General features: G+C 55.1%; 19 protein-coding genes. 10 read left to right on the top strand and 9 right to left on the bottom strand.

The window, feature by feature from the left end; translation table 11 throughout:
* Positions 1-9 precede the first annotated feature (9 nt).
* From gyaR to TGAM_RS09440, 3 genes are read left to right on the top strand one after another with little or no spacing between them, the layout of a single operon-like run.
* Entirely contained in the window at positions 10-1,014 is a 1,005-nt protein-coding gene (gene gyaR / locus TGAM_RS09450) for a glyoxylate reductase (protein WP_015859478.1), read from the top strand.
* A gap of 5 nt (positions 1,015-1,019) precedes the next feature.
* A complete protein-coding gene (locus TGAM_RS09445; RefSeq protein WP_015859477.1) occupies positions 1,020-1,859 on the top strand; it encodes a PfkB family carbohydrate kinase in 840 nt (279 codons plus the stop codon).
* A 31-nt stretch (positions 1,860-1,890) separates the two neighbouring features.
* Positions 1,891-2,349: a 6-pyruvoyl trahydropterin synthase family protein gene (locus TGAM_RS09440; RefSeq protein ID WP_048811330.1), complete on the top strand. Its 459-nt coding sequence runs from the start codon at positions 1,891-1,893 to the stop codon at positions 2,347-2,349.
* Here the strand turns inward: TGAM_RS09440 and TGAM_RS09435 are convergent.
* Complete coding sequence (locus tag TGAM_RS09435; RefSeq protein WP_148206301.1) at positions 2,333-2,887, bottom strand: hypothetical protein; 555 nt, start codon at positions 2,885-2,887, stop codon at positions 2,333-2,335. The two genes, TGAM_RS09440 and TGAM_RS09435, sit on opposite strands and share 17 nt — an antisense overlap.
* A gap of 57 nt (positions 2,888-2,944) precedes the next feature.
* Between TGAM_RS09435 and TGAM_RS09430 the strand changes: the two genes are divergently transcribed.
* Positions 2,945-3,370: a PPC domain-containing DNA-binding protein gene (locus TGAM_RS09430; protein WP_015859474.1), complete on the top strand. Its 426-nt coding sequence runs from the start codon at positions 2,945-2,947 to the stop codon at positions 3,368-3,370.
* On the opposite strand, the gene TGAM_RS09425 is transcribed toward TGAM_RS09430, so the two are convergent.
* A complete protein-coding gene (locus TGAM_RS09425; protein WP_015859473.1) occupies positions 3,338-3,904 on the bottom strand; it encodes a DUF998 domain-containing protein in 567 nt (188 codons plus the stop codon). The genes TGAM_RS09430 and TGAM_RS09425 overlap by 33 nt on opposite strands.
* 121 nt (positions 3,905-4,025) lie before the next feature.
* On the opposite strand from TGAM_RS09425, the gene TGAM_RS09420 reads away from it, so the two are divergent.
* Positions 4,026-4,538, top strand: a complete 513-nt coding sequence (locus TGAM_RS09420) for an NUDIX domain-containing protein (RefSeq protein WP_015859472.1) — start codon at positions 4,026-4,028, stop codon at positions 4,536-4,538.
* A gap of 5 nt (positions 4,539-4,543) precedes the next feature.
* Positions 4,544-4,900 (top strand): Mth938-like domain-containing protein, encoded by a 357-nt coding sequence (locus TGAM_RS09415; RefSeq protein ID WP_015859471.1) that lies wholly within the window; start codon positions 4,544-4,546, stop codon positions 4,898-4,900.
* Here the strand turns inward: TGAM_RS09415 and TGAM_RS09410 are convergent.
* A complete protein-coding gene (locus TGAM_RS09410; RefSeq protein ID WP_015859470.1) occupies positions 4,890-6,341 on the bottom strand; it encodes a hypothetical protein in 1,452 nt (483 codons plus the stop codon). The two genes, TGAM_RS09415 and TGAM_RS09410, sit on opposite strands and share 11 nt — an antisense overlap.
* On the bottom strand, positions 6,341-7,102 hold the full coding sequence (locus TGAM_RS09405; RefSeq protein ID WP_015859469.1) for an ABC transporter ATP-binding protein: 762 nt from the start codon (positions 7,100-7,102) through the stop codon (positions 6,341-6,343). Before TGAM_RS09405 ends, TGAM_RS09410 begins: the two co-directional genes overlap by 1 nt.
* Before the next feature lie 156 nt (positions 7,103-7,258).
* On the opposite strand from TGAM_RS09405, the gene TGAM_RS09400 reads away from it, so the two are divergent.
* The 3 genes from TGAM_RS09400 (at position 7,259) to TGAM_RS09390 (ending at position 12,347) form a co-directional block, all read left to right on the top strand.
* Positions 7,259-9,808, top strand: a complete 2,550-nt coding sequence (locus TGAM_RS09400) for a hypothetical protein (RefSeq protein ID WP_015859468.1) — start codon at positions 7,259-7,261, stop codon at positions 9,806-9,808.
* Positions 9,809-9,934: 126 nt separating this feature from the next.
* Positions 9,935-10,120, top strand: a complete 186-nt coding sequence (locus tag TGAM_RS09395; RefSeq protein WP_048811329.1) for a hypothetical protein — start codon at positions 9,935-9,937, stop codon at positions 10,118-10,120.
* 1 nt (position 10,121) lies between these two features.
* A complete protein-coding gene (locus TGAM_RS09390; protein WP_048811328.1) occupies positions 10,122-12,347 on the top strand; it encodes an amino acid permease in 2,226 nt (741 codons plus the stop codon).
* Here TGAM_RS09390 and TGAM_RS09385 read toward each other — a convergent pair.
* Positions 12,342-13,067 carry a diphthine--ammonia ligase gene (locus tag TGAM_RS09385; protein WP_048811327.1) on the bottom strand — a complete coding sequence of 242 codons (726 nt, stop codon included), beginning with the start codon at positions 13,065-13,067 and terminating at the stop codon, positions 12,342-12,344. The two genes, TGAM_RS09390 and TGAM_RS09385, sit on opposite strands and share 6 nt — an antisense overlap.
* A 92-nt stretch (positions 13,068-13,159) precedes the next feature.
* Here TGAM_RS09385 and TGAM_RS09380 point away from each other — a divergent pair, with 92 nt between their 5' ends.
* Positions 13,160-14,443: a bifunctional L-myo-inositol-1-phosphate cytidylyltransferase/CDP-L-myo-inositol myo-inositolphosphotransferase gene (locus TGAM_RS09380; RefSeq protein WP_015859464.1), complete on the top strand. Its 1,284-nt coding sequence runs from the start codon at positions 13,160-13,162 to the stop codon at positions 14,441-14,443.
* 2 nt (positions 14,444-14,445) lie between these two features.
* Here TGAM_RS09380 and TGAM_RS09375 read toward each other — a convergent pair whose 3' ends face one another.
* The 4 genes from TGAM_RS09375 to TGAM_RS09360 are packed head-to-tail and all read right to left on the bottom strand — an operon-like array spanning position 14,446 to position 18,996.
* A complete protein-coding gene (locus tag TGAM_RS09375) occupies positions 14,446-15,534 on the bottom strand; it encodes an ABC transporter ATP-binding protein (protein WP_015859463.1) in 1,089 nt (362 codons plus the stop codon).
* A 10-nt stretch (positions 15,535-15,544) separates the two neighbouring features.
* The gene (locus TGAM_RS09370) at positions 15,545-16,414 is read right to left on the bottom strand and encodes a carbohydrate ABC transporter permease (protein WP_015859462.1); all 870 of its coding nucleotides are present in this window, start codon (positions 16,412-16,414) and stop codon (positions 15,545-15,547) included.
* Complete coding sequence (locus TGAM_RS09365; protein ID WP_015859461.1) at positions 16,414-17,352, bottom strand: carbohydrate ABC transporter permease; 939 nt, start codon at positions 17,350-17,352, stop codon at positions 16,414-16,416. Before TGAM_RS09365 ends, TGAM_RS09370 begins: the two co-directional genes overlap by 1 nt.
* Positions 17,353-17,361: 9 nt before the next feature.
* On the bottom strand, positions 17,362-18,996 hold the full coding sequence (locus TGAM_RS09360; RefSeq protein WP_015859460.1) for a type 2 periplasmic-binding domain-containing protein: 1,635 nt from the start codon (positions 18,994-18,996) through the stop codon (positions 17,362-17,364).
* Positions 18,997-19,188: the final 192 nt, after the last annotated feature.

Genomic DNA, 19,188 nt, shown 5'->3' with positions numbered 1-19,188 from the left:
GGGGTAAACGTGAAGCCAAAGGTCTTCATCACGCGCGCTATCCCGGAGAACGGTATCGATATGCTGAGGGAGCACTTTGAGGTTGAGGTCTGGCCAGAAGAGCGGGAAATCCCGAGGGAGGTTCTTCTTGAGAAGGTTCGCGACGTTGATGCCCTCGTCACGATGCTCAGCGAGAGGATTGATGGTGAAGTCTTCGACAACGCGCCACGATTAAGAATCGTCGCGAACTATGCGGTTGGCTACGACAACGTAGACGTCGAAGAAGCTACGAGGAGGGGAATCTACGTGACGAACACCCCGGATGTCCTCACCAACGCGACGGCAGACTTCGCATGGACGCTTTTGCTTGCGACGGCAAGAAGGTTAATAGAGGCCGACAGCTTCACGCGCTCCGGCGAGTGGAAAAGGAAAGGTATTGCCTGGCACCCGCTCATGTTCCTGGGCCACGACGTCTACGGGAAAACCATCGGAATCATAGGCTTTGGCAGAATCGGACAGGCGGTGGCGAGAAGAGCTAAGGGCTTTGGGATGAGGATACTCTACTACTCCCGCACGAGGAAGCCGGAGGCCGAGGAAGAACTAAAAGCCGAGTTCAAACCGCTGGAGGAACTGCTCAAGGAGAGTGATTTCGTAGTTTTAGCCGTTCCGCTGACGAAGGAAACCTACCACATGATAGGCGAGCGGGAGCTTAAACTCATGAAGCCCACTGCTATACTCGTGAACATAGCGCGCGGAAAGGTCGTGGACACAGAGGCGCTCATCAAGGCCCTAAAAGAGGGCTGGATTGCCGGGGCCGGCCTGGACGTCTTCGAGGAGGAGCCCTACTACAATGAGGAACTCTTCAGCCTAAAGAACGTGATTCTGGCCCCACACATTGGTAGTGCGACCTTTGGGGCCAGAGAGGGCATGGCCGAACTCGTTGCAAGGAACCTGATAGCCTTCAAGAACGGCGAAGTCCCGCCGACCCTCGTGAACAAGGAAGTTGTGAAGGTCAAGAAGCCAGGTTTCCGGTGAGGGCTATGAAGTGTCTTGTTGTTGGTCACCTCGTCATAGATAAAATAGTGGGGAAAGGTCGGAGTGAGACGAGGATGGGGGGCGGGGCGTACTACTCGGCCCTGGCCCTCTCCCGGTTCTGTCGGGTAAAAGTCGTAACGAGCGTTGGAAGTGACTTCCCGCAGGAGTGGCTCGACGAGCTCAGGGAAAGGGGAATCTCAATAGAGATCCTTCCATCGGTTGAGAGCACGTCCTACGAACTCCGCTACATCGATGGTAACAGAAGGGTACTGACCCTGCTCTCACGGGCAGAACCCATCAGGGAGTTGAAAGTAGGAAACTTTGATCTGGTACTCCTGAACCCCGTTGCCGGGGAGATTTCCCCTGAACTGGTCGCGGAGCTTGCCGGGAAGCGCTTCATCGCGGCCGACGTCCAGGGTTTTATCCGCGAGCCTGCACCGGGTTCACTGCGCCTGAAACCGATCGATGGGGCGTTTTTGAAGGGAGTGCGTGTTCTTCATGCCGACCTGACCGAGTTCGAGTACGTCAAAGGACTAAGCCCCTCGGACGTCGAGGTTCTCCTGCTCTCCGATGGACCAAACCCGGGAATTGCGTACTTCATGGGGAAGAAGTACAGGTTTAAGCCCGTAAGGGTGAACGTGCCTGAGTCCACAGGGGCGGGGGATGTCTTCCTGGCCTCCTTCTCTTACTTTCACATGAGGTGTCCATTCGTACAGGCCCTAAAGAGGGCAATTGCCTTTACCGCGCTGTTCCTGGAGAGGAGGAACTTCGATGCGACAGACGGGGAGATAGGGGAGATGGCCATGAAGGTCAGCGTGGAGAAACTGCCCTCACAAGGGTTATAACCGTCCCGGAGAACTTCAACCGGTGATGGGAATGGACTTCAAGGTCGGTGAGAGAAAGATAGGCTGGCACAAGGACTTCGACAGCTCACACTTTCTGGCTTTGCCCTATGACAGCAAGTGCCTCAGGATCCACGGTCACACATACAACGTGGACGTTGAGATCTGGGGCGGGCTGAACGAGAACGGTATGATCTTCGATTTCAACCACCTGAGCAATCTTGTCAAGGAGCTTGACCACAGGATTCTGGTGAGCGAGGCGTGGGTTGTCGGGATGGACGGAGGAGTTGTCATCGTTGAGAAGAACGGCAAGAGACTCGAACTGCCAGAGGGAGAGGTAGTGATCCTGAACAAACCTAACGTCACCGCGGAGTACATAGCGGAGTGGTTCGCCGAGAGGATAGCTGAGAAAGCAGGAAAGAACGTAAAACGGATCCTCGTGCGGATCTGGGAGGATCCGAGGAGTTATGCGGAGATCATCCTTGAACGCTAACCCTTCCGGAACAGCGATCCCTGATTTTCTTCAGCATCTCACTACTTTTTTCGGTCAGATCCTTGAAGTACCCCTCTGGAAACGTCCCCGCCGCCTCCTCTGCGAGCCGGTTAATTAGCGTAAGGTAGGCGAGGGCGAGCTCACAGTCCTCCTCTTCTGAGATCACTCTGGCCATGTCCACAATGTAACCCACGAAGTTGTGAAGGAGCAGCTTCCACTGGTTTTCAAAACCGTTTTCGTTGAGCCAGCCCTTAAGGGTGAGGAAAAGCTTGATCGCGGGTTTAATTACATCTCTGTCCCCGTACCGCCGGTATCTGATCATCAGGTACTGAAAGACCGACAGCAGAAAGTTTCCAACGACAGCTTTCCCCAGCCCCCTCGCTGCAACAAACTCCTCGAACTCCCTCAGGCCTCTCCCGCCGCTTTCAGCGAACGAAACTGCCAGGCTTAGGTACTGGCTCGAATACCTGGAGAAATCGACGTCCTCAAGCTCCACAAGTTCTGGAAGCACTGCCATTACAGCGTTCTTCGCCTGCACTTCCCACACCCAAAGGGTTAAAGGGTCGGACGGCTTATTAGGGTTTGGGTGAGCCTCATGGAGTTCTCCGGGGGAAGGACCTTTCTGTTTCGCGTGCCAGAGGGGGAGGATCTCCTTGAATTCGTGAACCGCTTTGCAGAGGCCAAGGAGATAAAAACCGGCGTTGTGAGTGCAATTGGAAGCTTGAAAGATCCAAAAATAGGTTATTTTGACGAGGATATCAACGACTACCGAATTATTGAACTGGAGGGAACGTTTGAGATGGTTTCACTGGTGGGGAACGTGAGCCTCAGGAATGAAAAGCCCTTCGCGCACATTCACGTTGCCCTTGGGGATGGGGAGGGTAGGCTTTACGGCGGGCATCTCTTCGAGGGAAAAGTCTTCGTCGCGGAAGTTTTTATCCAGGAGCTTAAGGGTAGCCCACTCGAGAGAAAGGAGAGGGAAAACGGGCTAAGCCTTTGGGAGGAGGAACCTCTTGAGTAGCGCGTAGTGCCAGATAACGATTCCAAAAACACCCACAAACTCGGCCACCGCCACACCCCTGAAGTGAGACTTGGCCCAGAGTGCGAGAATCCACCCGACTGTGAATATTGCAAACGCAAGAAGACCAAGGGTTTTCTCGCCCTGGAAGTAGAGACCGATTCCGATGAGGAGCATCCCAATGCTGCAGGCCACGAAAAAGCCCCAGCTCACGTAGTAGTGCGGGCCCGTGCCCTCGGGAAACAGGCCTATCCCTGCAAGGAATATGAGACCGATCGCAAATACTACTACCCCCATCCGCTGGAGGGCACCTTTAAGTTCTTTCCACAGGCCGCTTATGTAATAAAGGCCGAGGGAAGCTGAGATTATTAGGCCCAGGTTCATCACCCAGTTATAGCTCAGACCAATCTTTCCGAGATCGCTGATTGCATTTTCAGTGACCCTCCACCACGACCTGTGGATCAAAATCGCGGCGAAAACTCCACCAGGCCCAACAATGGGGGAAAGAATGCCCGCTATTAGTTGGCTTCTCTCCATGTTCCCACCGTGAATTCTAGGCATCAACGATATAAACGCTTTGTGCAAACTGTGAACGACCGATGATGAAACGTCAGCACGCTGAACGCTGATGAGAAGGGACTTCCCTGAGGTGAAAAAGATGGACCGTTACGTTCTGCTCGTCAAGGCCCCGAGGGGTAAAGACATAAGCGAGTTCCGCGAGGAAGTCAAGTCCCTCGCAGAAAAACACGGTCTCAAGGCCGAGCTCCACAGGTGCATAGGCCTAACCGTAGACGGAGTGATAATCTACAACAACGGCCTTGTCCTCATAAAGCGAAAGAACGAACCCTTTAAGGACCATTTTGCCCTGCCTGGTGGCTTTGTCGAGTACGGCGAGACCGTCGAGGAGGCGTTGAAGAGGGAGATGAAGGAGGAGACGGGCTTGGACGTTAGAATCCTTAAGCTCGTTGGCGTTTACTCCGACCCAAACCGCGACCCAAGAGGACACACCGTTTCCGTCGCCTTTCTCTGCATCGGCGAGGGAGAGCTGAAGGCAGGCGACGATGCGAAGGAAGTCCATGTCGTCCCGATTGAAGAGGCAGAGAAGCTTCCGCTGGCCTTTGACCACGCAAAGATTTTGAGGGACGCGCTCCACCCAAAGGATTGCTGGTGAGCGCTATGAAACTCGAATACCCCTCCTTTGGGAAGATCATCGTCGATGGCAAAACATACGAGCACGATGTAGTCGTTTATCCGAGCGGAAGGGTCGAGAAGAGGAAGAAGTGGCTGAGCAAGTCCAAGCACGGAACGAGCCACAAACTCGACCCCGACGAGCTGAGGGAGTACTTGACGGAGGACTTTGAGGTTCTAATCGTCGGCACCGGCTACTACGGCTATCTCTCGCTTCTCCCCGAGACCAGGGAGCTGGTCAGGGACAAAGAAGTGTATGAGCTCCCTACGGGAGAGGCAGTGGAGTTCTTCAACGAACTAAGCGGAAAGAGAAAGGTTCTCGGAATCTTCCACGTCACCTGCTGAGGTGCCAGAGCAACAGTGCGTCAACGATGGCAACGAAGGGAATCGAGAGGAAGCACTCAACGTACCACAGTCCAGCTGTAACTCCGATTATTATACCGTTCGCAAGCAGGACAAGGAGCATCTTTTCCCATCTCGTCTCCGGCAGTGCAACCTCGCGAATTCCCCAGTAAAAGACCGTCAGAGTCGTTCCAGCGGTCGCGACCGGCAGGAGGAGGGCTATGGGTAGAACCTTCACCACACTCGGGTTCCCCAGCGAGAGTCCCAAAACAGCACCCAGGCCCGCCGTCACGGGAACAACCGTCATCGTCACAAGCTTGCCCCGCAGAAACGTCCTCGGGCTCAGCGGGAGCGAGTGAAGGACTTCAAAGGCCCTCCCATCTATCTTTAAAACCGCGTCTATCGCTATCGAAGACGTCCAGCCAATCGCTAAAACAAAGCCGAGGGCAGAGCCCTCGCTTCCCGACTTCAACGCACCGGCGAGGGATGGGATTATGACCACGACCGGCATCAACAGTCCCGTCAGCAGTGACGTATTCCGCGAGGCTATCTTGAAGTCCTTGAGCGCCAGCGCCAAGGCCGGGCTGTGGAGCGAGAGTTTGGCTTTTCCTCCCCTTCTCTCAACCGTTGTCCCCTCGCTTATCCTTCTCCAGAGCCTTCTGACGGTTGAAACGTAGACCGCTCCAATCACAAGGCCGTAAACGGCTAGGAGGCCGAGCGAGAGGAGGGGCTTCTCGACGGTGACGACGGAGAAGGGATAGGCTATGGAGTACTTCTCGAAAACTCCCCTGAGGGCTTCATAATGGCTTGAGACGTAGCGCTGGATGTAGTTCATGCCGTAGAAGAGGGACATCACGAGGATTATCCCAAAGGCTTTAAAGGCCGTCTTTAGGCCCGAAAACCTTCCACCGGAGGTCTTTCCGAGGCGGTCGTAGATGAGCAAGCCCAGGGTGTGGCCTATAAAAGCTCCCATCAGCGCCCAAGCGAAGCCGAGGGTTCCAGCAACGGGCCCGAGCTTCAGGGATAGGGCAATCGCTGGTGGGAAGAGGAGGAGGGTAGAGGGCAGTTCCGTTATGAGGAGCAGGGCACTTAGGTACTTCCCTCCAACACGAACCGGGAGTGAGAGGAGTGGCTCAAAGAGGCCAAGAGAGACCGCATACTGTGCAGTAACGGCCGTTCCGTAGAGTGCAACAATCAGAGGGAGCATGCAGTAGCTCGCGTAAACTACCGCCGAGCCATCAGTTTTGACGTAGTAGACGGAGGGGAGCAGTATGAGGCCGAGAAAACTGAAGAGGATTGACTGGCTCAGTAGGGTTCTCTTGAGGCTTCCGCTCCTCTTGAAGGTTTTGAGGAACTTATTCCAGTCCGCTGATAGCTGTGGATTGGCCTTCAGCCTTTTGTAGGTCATCTCGCGGTAGAGGACGTTTACGATTTCCCGCTCCATCAGAAGGCCTCCCTTAGGGCCCTGACGAGGGAGCTTACCTCCTCCTGGCTCTCGGTCAGCTTGAGGAAAACGTCCTCAAGGCTCTCCTCGTGGGCGAAGCGCTTGAGCTCCTCGGGAGTTCCCTCCGCTATTAGCTCGCCGTTGTAGATTATGCCTATCCTGTCGCAAATTGCCTCTGCTATTGCCAGGATGTGCGTTGAGAAGACGATGCTCCTCCCCTCTTCCTTGAAGCCGTTGAGGAGCTCCTTCATTATGCGTGCGCTCTTGGGGTCGAGGCCGTTGATGGCCTCGTCGAGGATTAGGGCCTTTGGGTCGTGGAGCAAACCGGCTATTATCGAAACCTTCTGCTGGGTTCCGAAGCTGAGCGTCCCTATCAGCTCGCCGAGGTACTCCTCGATTCCAAAGGCCCTCCCGAGCCTCTCGACGCGCTCCTCTAAGTCTGTCCTTGGAATCCCCCTTATGCTCCCCACGAAGGAAAAGAACTCCATCGGGGTTAGGCTCTCGTAGAGAACCGGCGTCTCGGGTATGTAGCCAACTATTCTCTTGACCTCAATCGGATTCTCGGCGACGTCTATCCCCTCGACCACAACTTTTCCATCGGTCGGCGGGATAATCCCAGCCAGAATCCTCATCGTGGTGCTCTTACCGCTCCCGTTTGGGCCCAAAAGGCCGTAGATCTCGCCGTCATAGACTGTGAAGGAAATCCCCTTGAGAGCAACCTTCCCGCCGAAGCGCTTGACGAGGTTCTCAACCTCTATCACACCACCACCCGGGGTAACTCTTGCACTTTCTTTAATAAGCTTTCTGCGTGAATTGACATTCATGAAAAGCCCTAAATAGAATGGCGCCCTACCATCTGTAGTCCAAACCTGCACGGCTTTCTTTTTCTGCCGGGGTTTGGGCCCGGAGGTGCCCCTATGAGAAAACGTTTGCGGCTTCTCTTTTTCCTTCTCCTGACCGGGTTAGTGCTCATCAGCGGATGCGTTGGGCCAGAATCCGGAACAGGGGGAGAAACCACGAAAAGCACTCCCTCCGAAACCGGAACGCACGAATCAGCGACCTCCACAACCTCCGCAACTACCTCAAGCCCAACCCCCGTGGAGACAACAACGGAGACCCAGACGTCAACCACGACTGAAACACTGACTGAAACGCAAACCAAAACCCAGACTGAGACATCGACAGAGACTCCCGTATCGAACGAGAGCATTCAGTACGACGAGGACGGCAATGTGGTATGTGGGGGCGGCGCCGACCCGGATCTCGGCTGCGAAGCCGGGGAAACCAACGACAACGGAACGGGGCCGGGCTTCGCGATAGGGCTTCTTAACGTCACATTTCAGCCGGTCATAATTCCAGTTTACAGACTAACGGCAAACTTCACATACGCTGGCCCGATTGGAAGCGACACCTTCGAGCCCAACGGGGAGAAGATAGAGAAAGTCTCGATTATAACGGCCTCGACAGACCCTGGAAAGAACGTCAAGTTCACGATAACCTTCGAGAACGAGAGTTTAGCCAACGCCTACGTCCACATTCCGGTTTTCATAGACATGTTTAGCGGCAAAAAGTACGTCTACGAGCCGACGGTCTTAAGGTTCGATGAGGGTGAGGAGTTTGGGAGAATATGGGAGCTTCACCTTTATTCTACAGGTTTCACCCTCTACGAGCTGACCGGGAACGGCTCCGTTGAACTCCAGGAGGGAAGCGTTACGCTCGACGGAAGGCGGGTGAGCTTCACAATCGAGAACTTCTCGGAGATATTCCCTGAGAGAGTTTATCTCAGAATCTACGGGAGCACGATGACCGATAAAAGCCCCAGTCTCACCTACCCCTACACCGGTAGCTTCGTAATCGAGGCCGGGAAGGGTTGGATTGACTATTACTCGCCGGCCAGCTTCTTCACGCCGGAGGGCAAGTTATACATGGAGGCGAGGGGCTACGACCTGATGATTAAGCTGTACCTCGACGACCGCAAGTACCGCGACATGATGCCGATGAAGGCCTTCTTCGACAGCAGCGACAGCGGCGAGGCCGACTGGATTGCCTACGTCGACGAGGACTCCTTTAAGCTGAGGGACGCGTACGGGAGCGTCTACCGCGAGGGAAAGGTGAGTACATACATCGAAAACGACCGGCACGTCGTCGAGTTCACCATCGAGAACTTCTTCTCACTCGTTCCCTGGCGCTACTTCCGCCTCTGGTTCGCGGGCCAGGTTTACGCACCCTCGCTAAAGCCCCGCTTCCCTGCCCACAGCAACATCTGGGTGAACGCCACCAACGGGCTTAGCATGGACAAGGACGTTGACCGTTACCTCGTCATCGTCGTCGAGGACGTTTACATAAAGGGCAACAAGGACAGCGCGGAGGGGGAGATTCAGCTCGTCTCATGGGCCTTCCCGGTCTACTGGGAGCACGAGAACGACCTCGACTGGGAGTACGGGCCGATCTATGCCGTCGGCTATCCGGCCAAGCGCTGGGTCGAGGCGAACGACCACAGCCGGCTTTTATACCACGACGAGAGGGCGATAAGCGTGAGCTATCCCTTCATCAACGGCTATCCGATATTTGCCATGCCCCTCGAGGAGGTCAAAAAATACAGGAAAATCTACGTCCACACGGCCGGCTGGGACTTGGACGACCCCGGCGAATACATCACACTCGGGACTGGCTTTCTGGTTGACGCCGCCTTGGGCCTCGCCACCGGAGAAATAGGAACGGCCATAAAGTACGGATACAACGGCGTCATGTTCATCAACCAGCTCGTCACCGGCCAGGGTGCGGCCGAATGGTGGGGCTCAACGATAGTCAGGGACCTCGGCGGAGACCCCGATCCGGTCGGCTACAACGGCTACGCGATAGACACGAACGGCAACTACCGCGACGGTGTTCTCGTTGAGGTGTGGTCCGCCGACGGCAACATGAGGGTGACCTACCTCGTTCAGGAAGTTGAGGTCCCGAGGACACTCCGCTACGACACCCTTCAGGCTTACCTTGACACAGTCCAGTTCACGAAGGACACTGAACTCGGCGACGACGAGTACTACCTCTATGCGAGCGGATTCATCTCCTTCAAGCCAGAGGAGGTAGCCGATGTGCCCGACATAACGCGGGAGCAAACCACCGCGATGGTCCCGGTTCAGCCCGTCAATAGGTATCCGAAGTCGGGAGTTCTTTCGGGCAACAGGTTTACATCAAGTCCCCAGATGCTGATCATAGGCCACACGAGGGCCGATGTGCCGTTCCTCTACCTCGAATACGACGGCTGGGAAGAGGACGCTGGAAAATGGGGCAACGACGACGACCCGATGGGACAGGTGGCGATAACGCTCCTCCTCGACGACGACTACTTCGACTGGGAGCCGAACTCCGCGATTCCGACGAAGGAGTGGAGCCTCGAGTTCCCGAGCTGCGGCGTTTCGGGCGGTTGCTCGAAGGCGTGGTTCTGGGTCAGGGTGAAGCCCTAATTCCTCTTTTACCTTTTCCACCTTCGTCTCACCTGGAACCCTGCCCCAGATGAGAGCCAACTTTTTTAATTCATCACTCCCAACTCATGGACATCAAGCATCAAATAGGAAGATGGGGGGAGATAGTTGAACGGCCCTCAGGTAATTGGGGTTGGAATAATAACCGGTGCCTACTCCCTTATGCTTTTTCTCCTGTACAAGTCGAGAAAAATCATCGAAGAGCTGAAGACCATGAGAGAGGCCCAGATGAGGCGCAGGATAAAGCAGAAAGTCAACTCCGTGAGAAACGTTGTAATCAGGAGGAGGCGGTAGCATGGAGGAGGAAATCGGGCTCTCGCGGGGATTATCAATGTGGCACCTCATGATGATGGGCATGGGCATGATGATTGGGGCGGGCGTGTTTGTCGCCACCGGAATCTCGATAGGCTTCGCCGGTCCCGGCGGGGTTCTCGTGGCCTTTGCCCTCAACGGTCTCGTGGCCCTCTTCTCGGCGATGTCCTTTGCGGAGCTGGCTTCCGCACTTCCCACCGCCGGAGGTGCCTACACCTACATAGACGAGGCGTTTAAGGGCCTAATCGGCTTCATCTCGGGCTGGCTCAACTGGTTCGCCCTTACCGTTGCGGGAAGCCTCTACGCCATAACCTTCGCGACATACACGGTTTTTCTCCTTGAGGGGACGAAGTGGTTCTCGTCCCTCGGCGTTGAGAGCGGGCTCGTGATAAAGGCCCTCGCGCTCCTGATAATAGCCGTCTTCGTGGTCATCAACTACATCGGTGTTTCAGAGACGGGCAACATCGAGAACCTGATTACCATCGGCCAGATGTCAACTCTTCTCTTCATCGGTGCCTTTGCGGTGTTCTACACCATCCTCCATCCCGAGAGGCTCTCCCACTTCAGCAACTTCGTTCCCAACGGCTGGGGCAAGGTTTTAGCGGCTATGGGCTTTACCTACGTTGGCTTTGAGGGCTACGAGGTTATAGCGCACGCCGGCGAGGAGGCCTTTGACCCGAAGGAGAGCATACCCAAGGCAATCCTCTACTCGGTCGTGGCCGTAACGACAACCTACCTCCTCTTCGCCTTCGCGGCGATAGTCGGGGCCGACGTTTCGCCCGAGAACCTGACGGCGTGGTTCGCCTTCCACGGGGCCGTTGGCATGGGTGAGGCAATAAAGGATTTAATGCCCTACGGGGGGCTCTTGATAACGCTCGCGGCGATTTTCTCCTCGACTTCAGCTCTCAACGCCACCATATACTCATCAACGAGGGTTCTCTTTGCAATAAGTCGCGATGGGAAGCTCCCGCGCTTCATATCGAAGATTCACCCGGTGAGGAGGGTTCCCCACATAGCACTCGCCCTCTCTTCAATCATCATAGTAACCGTTGCCCTGGCCCTGCCGATAGAGGACGTTGCGGCGAGCGCGGACATAGTTTTCCTGCTGATATTCCTGCTCGTCAACGCGGCCGTCATAAAGATACGGCGCGAGAGGGGGGATGAGCTGGATTACGGCTTCCTGATGCCATACTTCCCATTCATACCCCTCATCGCCATAGCCCTGCAGGGGGTTCTCTCCATATGGATATTCGACGTGAGCCCGACGGCGTGGTTCGTAACGCTCGGGTGGGTGATCCTGGGCCTGGCACTGAGCTCCCGCTACAAGGGGGCGAGGGAAGCGAAGGAGGCACTCAGGAGGGAGGTTGTTTTCGGTGAGTGGTTGCCCGAAGGCTACAAGGTTCTCGTGGCCATCTCAAATCCGAGAAATGCCCCATACCTCGCCAGGGTAGGTGAGACAATAGCCCGGGCCAGAAAGGGGGAGCTGGCCCTCGTAAGTGTAGTGACAGTTCCGGAGCAGACGCCACTTGAGGAGGCGCACCGCTTTGCAGGCCCCGCTTTGGAGCTGCTCAGGAGGGTGAGGGAAGGGCTCGGCGGGGATGTGAACGTGAGGGGTGTACTCTACTATGCCCACAGCGTTTACAGGGGAATACTGAGCGCCATAAAGAACAAGAAGGCAGACCTCCTCGTGCTCGGCTGGAGGGGGCGTTCGAGGCTGGGGTACATCTTTGGCAGCAACCTCGACAGACTCGTGGAGGCCCCGTGTGACGTTTTGCTCGTGAAGCCAGGAAGGGGTGAAGAAGTCAAGAGAATACTCTTTCCAACGGCTGGCGGTCCTCACAGCCTTCTAGCGGCGGAAATAGCGAGAATATTTGCCCTTGAAAAGGGTGCGAGCGTTACAGTACTCTACGTTGACAGGGAGGGTATTGAGAGAAAGAGGATAGAGCGCCGCCTTGAGCCGGTTATGAGGATTCTGAACGGGGCTAGGGGCACTTTGAAGGTTGTCCGGTCCGACGACCCCAAGAGGACAATACTTTCCGAGTGTCGCGACCACGACCTCGTTATAATGGGCGCCTCGGAGAGCTCGCTCTTCGCCAGAAGCCTGTTTGGAGAACTGCCCGTTGAGGTGGCGAAGGAATGCGAAAAGACGGTATTCCTCGTCAAAAAGGACCTCGGAAGGCGCTCCTGGCTCAGGAGATGGTTTTTATGATTTCATTTGTGCCCCACCGATGGGGCCATTTCTGTTTTTGTTTTTACTCTTTCTCTCAAGGTGGGCCCTTTTGACCTCAAGCACTCCGGAATAATTAAACCCGTCCCATTTCTTTTCCACCTCGTCGAAGACTATCCTGGCTTTGAAGAAGGGCGCATCCCTGACGAAGGTCTCGAACTCACCCCCCTCTCCAGCTACGTGGATTCCGTATTTCTCGTGGAGCTTCACAAGCTCCTCCAGAGCCTTTTCGTCAATCCTTCTGCCAAGCCAGCTCTCATCCAGCCCGTAGGCTGAGACGCCGATCATTACGATGTCGAAAATCCCAATCAGCTCGCGCATATATTCGATTGGGTCGCGGTGCCAAGCGGGCGCGAAGCTCTCTATGCCGAGCTCCCTCGCCACTTTATCAACGCGCTTCTTCTGGTACTCGCTGGCTAAGGCTCCTGCAACGACGCCGTCAATCTTCAGGCCCTCAAGGACGGCCTTCATGTCCTCTACCTCTTTCTCCTTCTCGCCGCTGGTGAAGCCCTTGACGAGGGGAATCCCTATTGCCCTCGCCTGCAGTTCCGTGAGGTGAATGTTCGGCACGTGGTACATGTAGCTGTCTTCCCTCTCGCTCACCATCGAGACGAGGTATTTAACCTCAAAACCCTGCTCCAGTGCCCAGTAGAGGGCGTAATTCGAGTCCTTTCCGCCGGAATACAGCACCGCCACTCGCATTTCCACCACCGAAAGCTTTAAATTACCTATGGTTAATTTAATCTCGGTTCTCCTGGTGGGGCCTCTTCGAGGGCCTTAAAAAGGTGATGCCGATGACCCCAAAAACGGCAGTGATTCTCGCGGCCGGCCTTGGGACGAGGATGGGCGGAAGGCCCAAGGGACTCCTCAAAGTTGCAGGGAGGGAGATTCTGTACCGAACGATGCACCTCCTCCAGAGGAATGGCGTTAAGAGGTTTGTAATCGTCACCAACGAGCGGTACGCTCCCCTCTACCGCGAGTTCGTTGAAAGGCACGGCTTTAACGCCGAGCTCGTGATAAACCCCGAGCCCGAGAAGGGCAACGGCCACTCGCTCCACCTCGCTAAAAGTCATGTCTCCGGGCGGTTCGTCCTCGTCATGAGCGACCACGTCTACAACGAGTCCTTCGTTGCGGAGGCAATAAGGGGAAACGGCCTCATAGCGGACAGAGAGCCGAGATGGATTGACGTTGAAGAGGCGACGAAGGTTAAGGTAAAGGACGGCCGGGTTGAGCGAATCGGAAAGGGTCTTAAGGACTGGGACGCGGTTGATACAGGCTTCTTCGTCCTCGACGACGGGATTTTCAGGGTAACGGAGGTGCTTGAAAACGAGAGGAACGGTGATTACTCACTCAGCGAGGTCGTCGAGCGGGCTAAGCTTCCCGTTACCTTCGTCGACGGCCTCGGCTGGACCGACGTGGACACGCCGGAGGAGCTCAAGAGGGCGAGAAAGATGCTCGTCTTCACGGCCGTCAAGGGGACCGGCGACGGGTTCATCAGCAGACACCTCAACAGGAAAATCTCGACGAGAATCAGCTACCTCCTCGTTGAAAAGGTCACTCCAAACCAGATGACGGTCGTCGCTTTCGCCCTCGGCGTGCTCTCGGCTTTCCTAACGCTCATCAGCCTGCCCCTAGCGGGAATCCTCTACCAGCTGAGCTCAATCCTCGACGGCGTTGACGGCGAGCTTGCGAGGGCCCAGCTGAGGACGAGCAGGCTCGGTGGCTACGTAGATTCAATCCTCGACCGCTACGTTGATGGGACTTTCTTAGCCCTCTTGGCCTACTCGACGTTGAAGGAACCCCTCTGGTATCTGGTCGCGCTCTTAGCTTTGCTCGGTTCGGTCATGGTGAGCTACTCAACGGAGCGCTTTAAGGGAGCCTTCTGCAGGGACGCCTATCGGGAAGTTCCTGCCCTCAGAAAGCTCCCGGGCAAGAGAGACGAGAGAATCTTCCTTACGATGCTGTTCCTGCTGTATCCAATGGAGGCTTTAGTCAAAGCGCTGTTTCTCCTGCTTGCAGTACTCACGAACATAAGGGTGGCACTGACTGTGTGGATGGTTGGAAGAAAGAAAAGATGAGCTCACTCCTCCAGCAGGAACTCAAGAGCCTTTTCCGTTTTCTTGTCGAAGAGGATTATCCTGTCCTCCCTGAGTTTCACAGTAACTTGCTCGCCGAATGTGAAGTGCTCTCCCTCTGGAGCAAAGACTTTAACGGACGCTCCGTTGACTGAGACCGTAATTATCTGCTCTCTACCGAGGGGTTCAAAGGAATAAACAGTCCCGAAGAGCCCCTCTGCCTTTCCTTTCACGACCTCGGCATCGTGTGGCCTGAAGCCAAGGATAACTTCCCTAATGCCGAGTTTCTTCACCAGCTCGCGGTACTGGGGCGGGATTGGAATCTTGTTGCCATAGACGTCGAGGTAGGAGTCCTGGACTTCTGCCTCAACGAAGTTCATCGGCGGGCTTCCTAGAAAGCCACCAACGAAGCGGTACTTGGGCTTGTAATAGACTTCATCCGGATCTCCGACCTGGAGTATCTCGCCTCCCCTTATCACGGCTATCCTGTCGGCCATTGCAAGGGCCTCGGCTTGATCATGGGTGACGTAAACTGCTGTGATTCCGAGCTCCTTCTGAAGCCTCTTGAGCTCTGCCCTTACCTCAAGCCTAAGGAGTGCGTCGAGGTTGCTGAGCGGCTCGTCGAGGAGCAAAACGTCCGGCTCTTTCACAAGGGCCCTCGCAATTGCGACACGCTGCTGCTGGCCCCCGGAGAGCTGCCAGGGGTAGCGGTCAAGAAGGTTCTCTATGTGGAGCATCTCCGCGACTTTTTTGACCTTTTTGGATATCTCATCCTTTGGAACTTTCCTCAGCTCAAGGGGGAAGGCTATGTTGTCGAAGACCTTCATATGGGGATAGAGCGCCCAGTTCTGGAAGACCAGTCCAACGTTCCTGTCCTTTGGAGGGACATCCGTAACGTCCCTGTCGTCGAAGTATATCCTCCCGCTTGTCGGCTTGTAAATTCCCGCTATTGTGTAGAGGAGAGTGGATTTCCCGCTTCCCGAGGGGCCGAGGAGCGCCATAAACTCCTTGTCGGCTATCTCAAGGCTTACCCGCTTGAGGGCCTCAAAGTCGCCGAACCTCTTCGTGATGTTATCCAGGGTGACCTTAACCATTTCAACCACCTCAGCCCTTTATTCCACCCGAGTAGCCCTGGAGGAGGAGCTGCTGGGCGGTTATGAAGAATATTATCGTGGGGAGGAGGTAGAACGTCCCGGCGGCCGCTATGAGGGGCATGTGGGAGTACTCGGCCTCTATGTTGGACTCTATGAACGTCGCCAGTGTGGGGTCGATGAGGAAGGTTCTTACGTAGATTATGTCCTGCCAGCCGGCCAAGAACGCGAAGAGAGCAACTGCCAGGATACCCGGCTTGATCAGGGGGAGCATTATCTTCCTCCAGACGGTTATCCTCGAAGCCCCGTCGATTATCCCGGACCACTCGAACTCCCAGGGAATAGTGTCAAAGAAGCCCTTCATGAGCCATGTGGACATGGGAACCTCAAGGGCAGCCCGGGCCAGTATAACGTAAACGAATGAGTACAGCCCCACTGCGGTCGTGCTAGCTGGGAAAGTCAGGCGATAGAGCAGGTAAACGCCCACGATCAGGGCCACGCCCGGGAAGGCGTGCAAAAGGAGGAGGAGAACCATCATGGTCTTCCTCCCCCTGAAGTCCATCCTTGAGAGGGAGTAACCGGCGAGGGCGCTAATCCCCGTCACGACGAGGGAAACACCCATAGCGACGATGAGGGTGTTGAGGGCTATGCGCCATATGTTGACCCTTATTCCACCGGTCGTTGCGATTTTACCGTGAAAGAGGTTTATCCAGTTCTCCAGCGTTGGATGAAATGAACCAGGACTTAGGTCTGTGACCATTTGATTACTAAAGCTCGAAAGGACGAGCAGGGAGAAGGCGCCGAGAAGTGGCAGGCTCGCGAGCAGGAGGGCGAGCACTATAACCAGCCCGTACCTTCTGGGTCTCGTCTCAACGTCTTTCATCAGAAATCACCCCTTGGTTTCTTCATCATCCTCTCGAACTTGAGAACCTTTAGCGTCACGAGACCGCCGAGGATCCCGATTATCGATAGTATTACCGCGGCGGCGGCCGCAAGCCCCTGATCCTGCTCGCCCATGCCAAAGGCGGTGTTGAAGACGTAGAGCGCTAAGGTTGTTCCGTAGTCCCTGTTGACAAGGTCCCACTCAACGAGCAGGAAAAGGTGGGGGTACGTCGTCAGCAGGCTAAGGAACTGCCACGTGAAAACATAGAGGAGGTGCCATCTCATCATGGGGATTAGGATTTTCCTCGATATCTGCCAAGAGGAAGCACCATCGACCCTCGCGGCTATAATAAGTTCCCTGGGTATCTGATTCAAGGCCGAGGTGAAGACGATCATTCCAAAACTCACACCCACCAAACCGTTCACGAATATTATTACACTCCAAGCCCCCCAAGGGATAATCTGGCCCCAGGGAATGGGCTGAGAGATTAACCCGAGGTGCATGAGGAATGAGTTCAACGTTCCAATCTCGCTGCCGTGGAAGAAGTAGTACCAGACGAGGCTGTACACTGCTATCGGCGACATCCTGGGGAGGAGCCAGAGAAGTCTATAGAAGGAGGCCGGTCTTTCCTCTATGAAAAATATGGCGAGAGAAAGGAGTAAACCCCCGAAAACGTTTATCAAGAGCGTGATTCCAACGAACACGACCGTTGTCATGATTACAGCCTTAAAGGTCGGATCGTGCTGGAACATATAGAAGAGCCTGTGGTAATTGTAAAGGCCCACAAAGTCAGTGAGATACCTCTCAACGTTCCAGTTCCTCATGCGCGTCATGCTTATGTAAACGGTCATAACTAGGGGAATCAGATAGAACAGGAACACCATCAGAAGCATTGGAGAAAGAAAGAAGGAAAGCTCCCTGAGCTTGCGCCTGTCCATGTCACCACCTCATTCCTGCGGGAACTTCCAGTCCTTGGGTATTTCACCCTTGATCTCGACGTTCTGGGCGAGCTCGGGATCGGCCTTGACCTTCTGGATTATGTAATTGACAGCCTCCTCCGGAGTCATCTCGCCACGAATGGCCTTGTCCACCGCTTCCTTGAAGATATCTGCCAGTGCTGGGTACTTCGGATGGGCCGGAGCGAAGTGGGTGTATTCGAGCATGTAACTGACGTCCGCCAGGAACTGGGCGTTTATCGGATTGACCGTTGCCTTCACGATGTCCCGGATGTTGTCCTTAACCTTTTGATCGAGGTCAAGGTTAAGGTTCTTCAGATCGTTGAGCCACTTCTCGTCCTTGATCAGCTTAGCAGCATCCTTTCTCACTGGCAGGTGGGCGGAGATGACGCTGTGTATGGCGTTTATATCAGGGTCGCTGGCCTTGATGAGCATCAGGAAGGCGAGCTTGTGGTAAACGTCTTTGAGCTCGTCGTACTTGGGGTTCTGCTGGCCGGCCTTGGAGTTTATCATCCAGACGAAGGGCTGGCTGAGGGTTACCGGCTCCTTACCCTTCTCTCCAGCGGGGAAGAGGGTGTAGTAGAACCAGTCCTTTACCTCCTCTGGTTTCAGGCCCCTCGGTGTTCCCTCCTTGGCGTAGTACTGCTTGGTCTGCCACTCTGTCCAGTACCAGGTTCCGCCTATATCGAATAGGGTTCTGCCCTCGACGACCGTCGGGTGTATCTGCTTGGCCCAGTCCCAACTCATTATGTCCTCAGGAAGGAGGCCATCGCGGGCAAACTTCCACTCAACGTAGAGCCACTTATATACAGCGGGAACGTCGAGAACCAGCTTTCCGGTGTTTGGGTCGTAGAGCTTTCCACCGAAGGCGAAGATGAACTGTATCAGGTCGGGGTGAGCCGAGCCCTTCCTGTGGATGAGGCCCCACTCGGCGGCGCCCTCGTCTTTGGCCTTCTTGGCCCAGTAATAGACGTCGCTCCAGGTGAACTCGCCGTTCTTCACCTTCTCATCGAGGCCGTTGAGGTCAAACCCTATCTTCTGGGCCACGTCCTTCCTTATGTAGAGTGGCCTCGCCTCCGTGTCCTGCGGTAGGCCGTAGAGTTTTCCGTTGAACTTGGAGGCCTCAATCAGGGACGGATAGAAGTCGTCGATAACGCTCTGATAGGCTTTGGCGTAGTCGGTTATGTCGAGTATGTAGCCCTCGTCCGCCAGCGTCGGCAGGAAGGCGTAACTGTTCACGAAGAAGTCCCCGGCCTGCCCGAGGGGCTGCTTGCTGAGGTACTCCTTGTAGGCATCCTGGAAGGAGGCGACGTAGTGGGTGTCGGTTATCACTACCTTGACGTTGATTCCGTTGTCGGCCCAGATTTTGTTTATTCTCCTTGCGGCCTCCACTATTCCATAAACCCTCATGACGCTGTTAGGATCACCGGAACCCCAGACAGAGAACTTGACTTCTTTAACACCGTTCTGCTCCAGAACCTTCCCTATTTCTACAACGTCCTTGGTGAAGTCGCCCGTAAGCTGAACCTCGGTCTGAGAAGTTTTCGCTTCCTCGCCGCCTATGCAACCGCTGGCGACCACTCCAAAGATAACCAGTGCAACCAACCACAGTGCTCCTGCCCTCATGGCTACCACCCTCCAAGGTTTCAAAAGCGAGCCCAAAGGCCCGGAGGGCTTATTTTAGAAAGCGGAATAACCCCGCATTGTTGTTTTAGAATCAAGCTTCTTATAAACCTTTGGGAACATTAAGCGCTCCCCACTTAGACTTTAAAGTAGGTGGTATATTTTCAACCAAAAACTATTTAACCACCATAAAAT

This window comes from Thermococcus gammatolerans EJ3 (assembly GCF_000022365.1).
In the GTDB taxonomy this organism is placed as follows: Archaea; Methanobacteriota_B; Thermococci; order Thermococcales; family Thermococcaceae; genus Thermococcus; species Thermococcus gammatolerans.
Note: the sequence above shows the minus strand (reverse complement) of the source record. Positions and strands in the feature narration are given on the sequence as shown.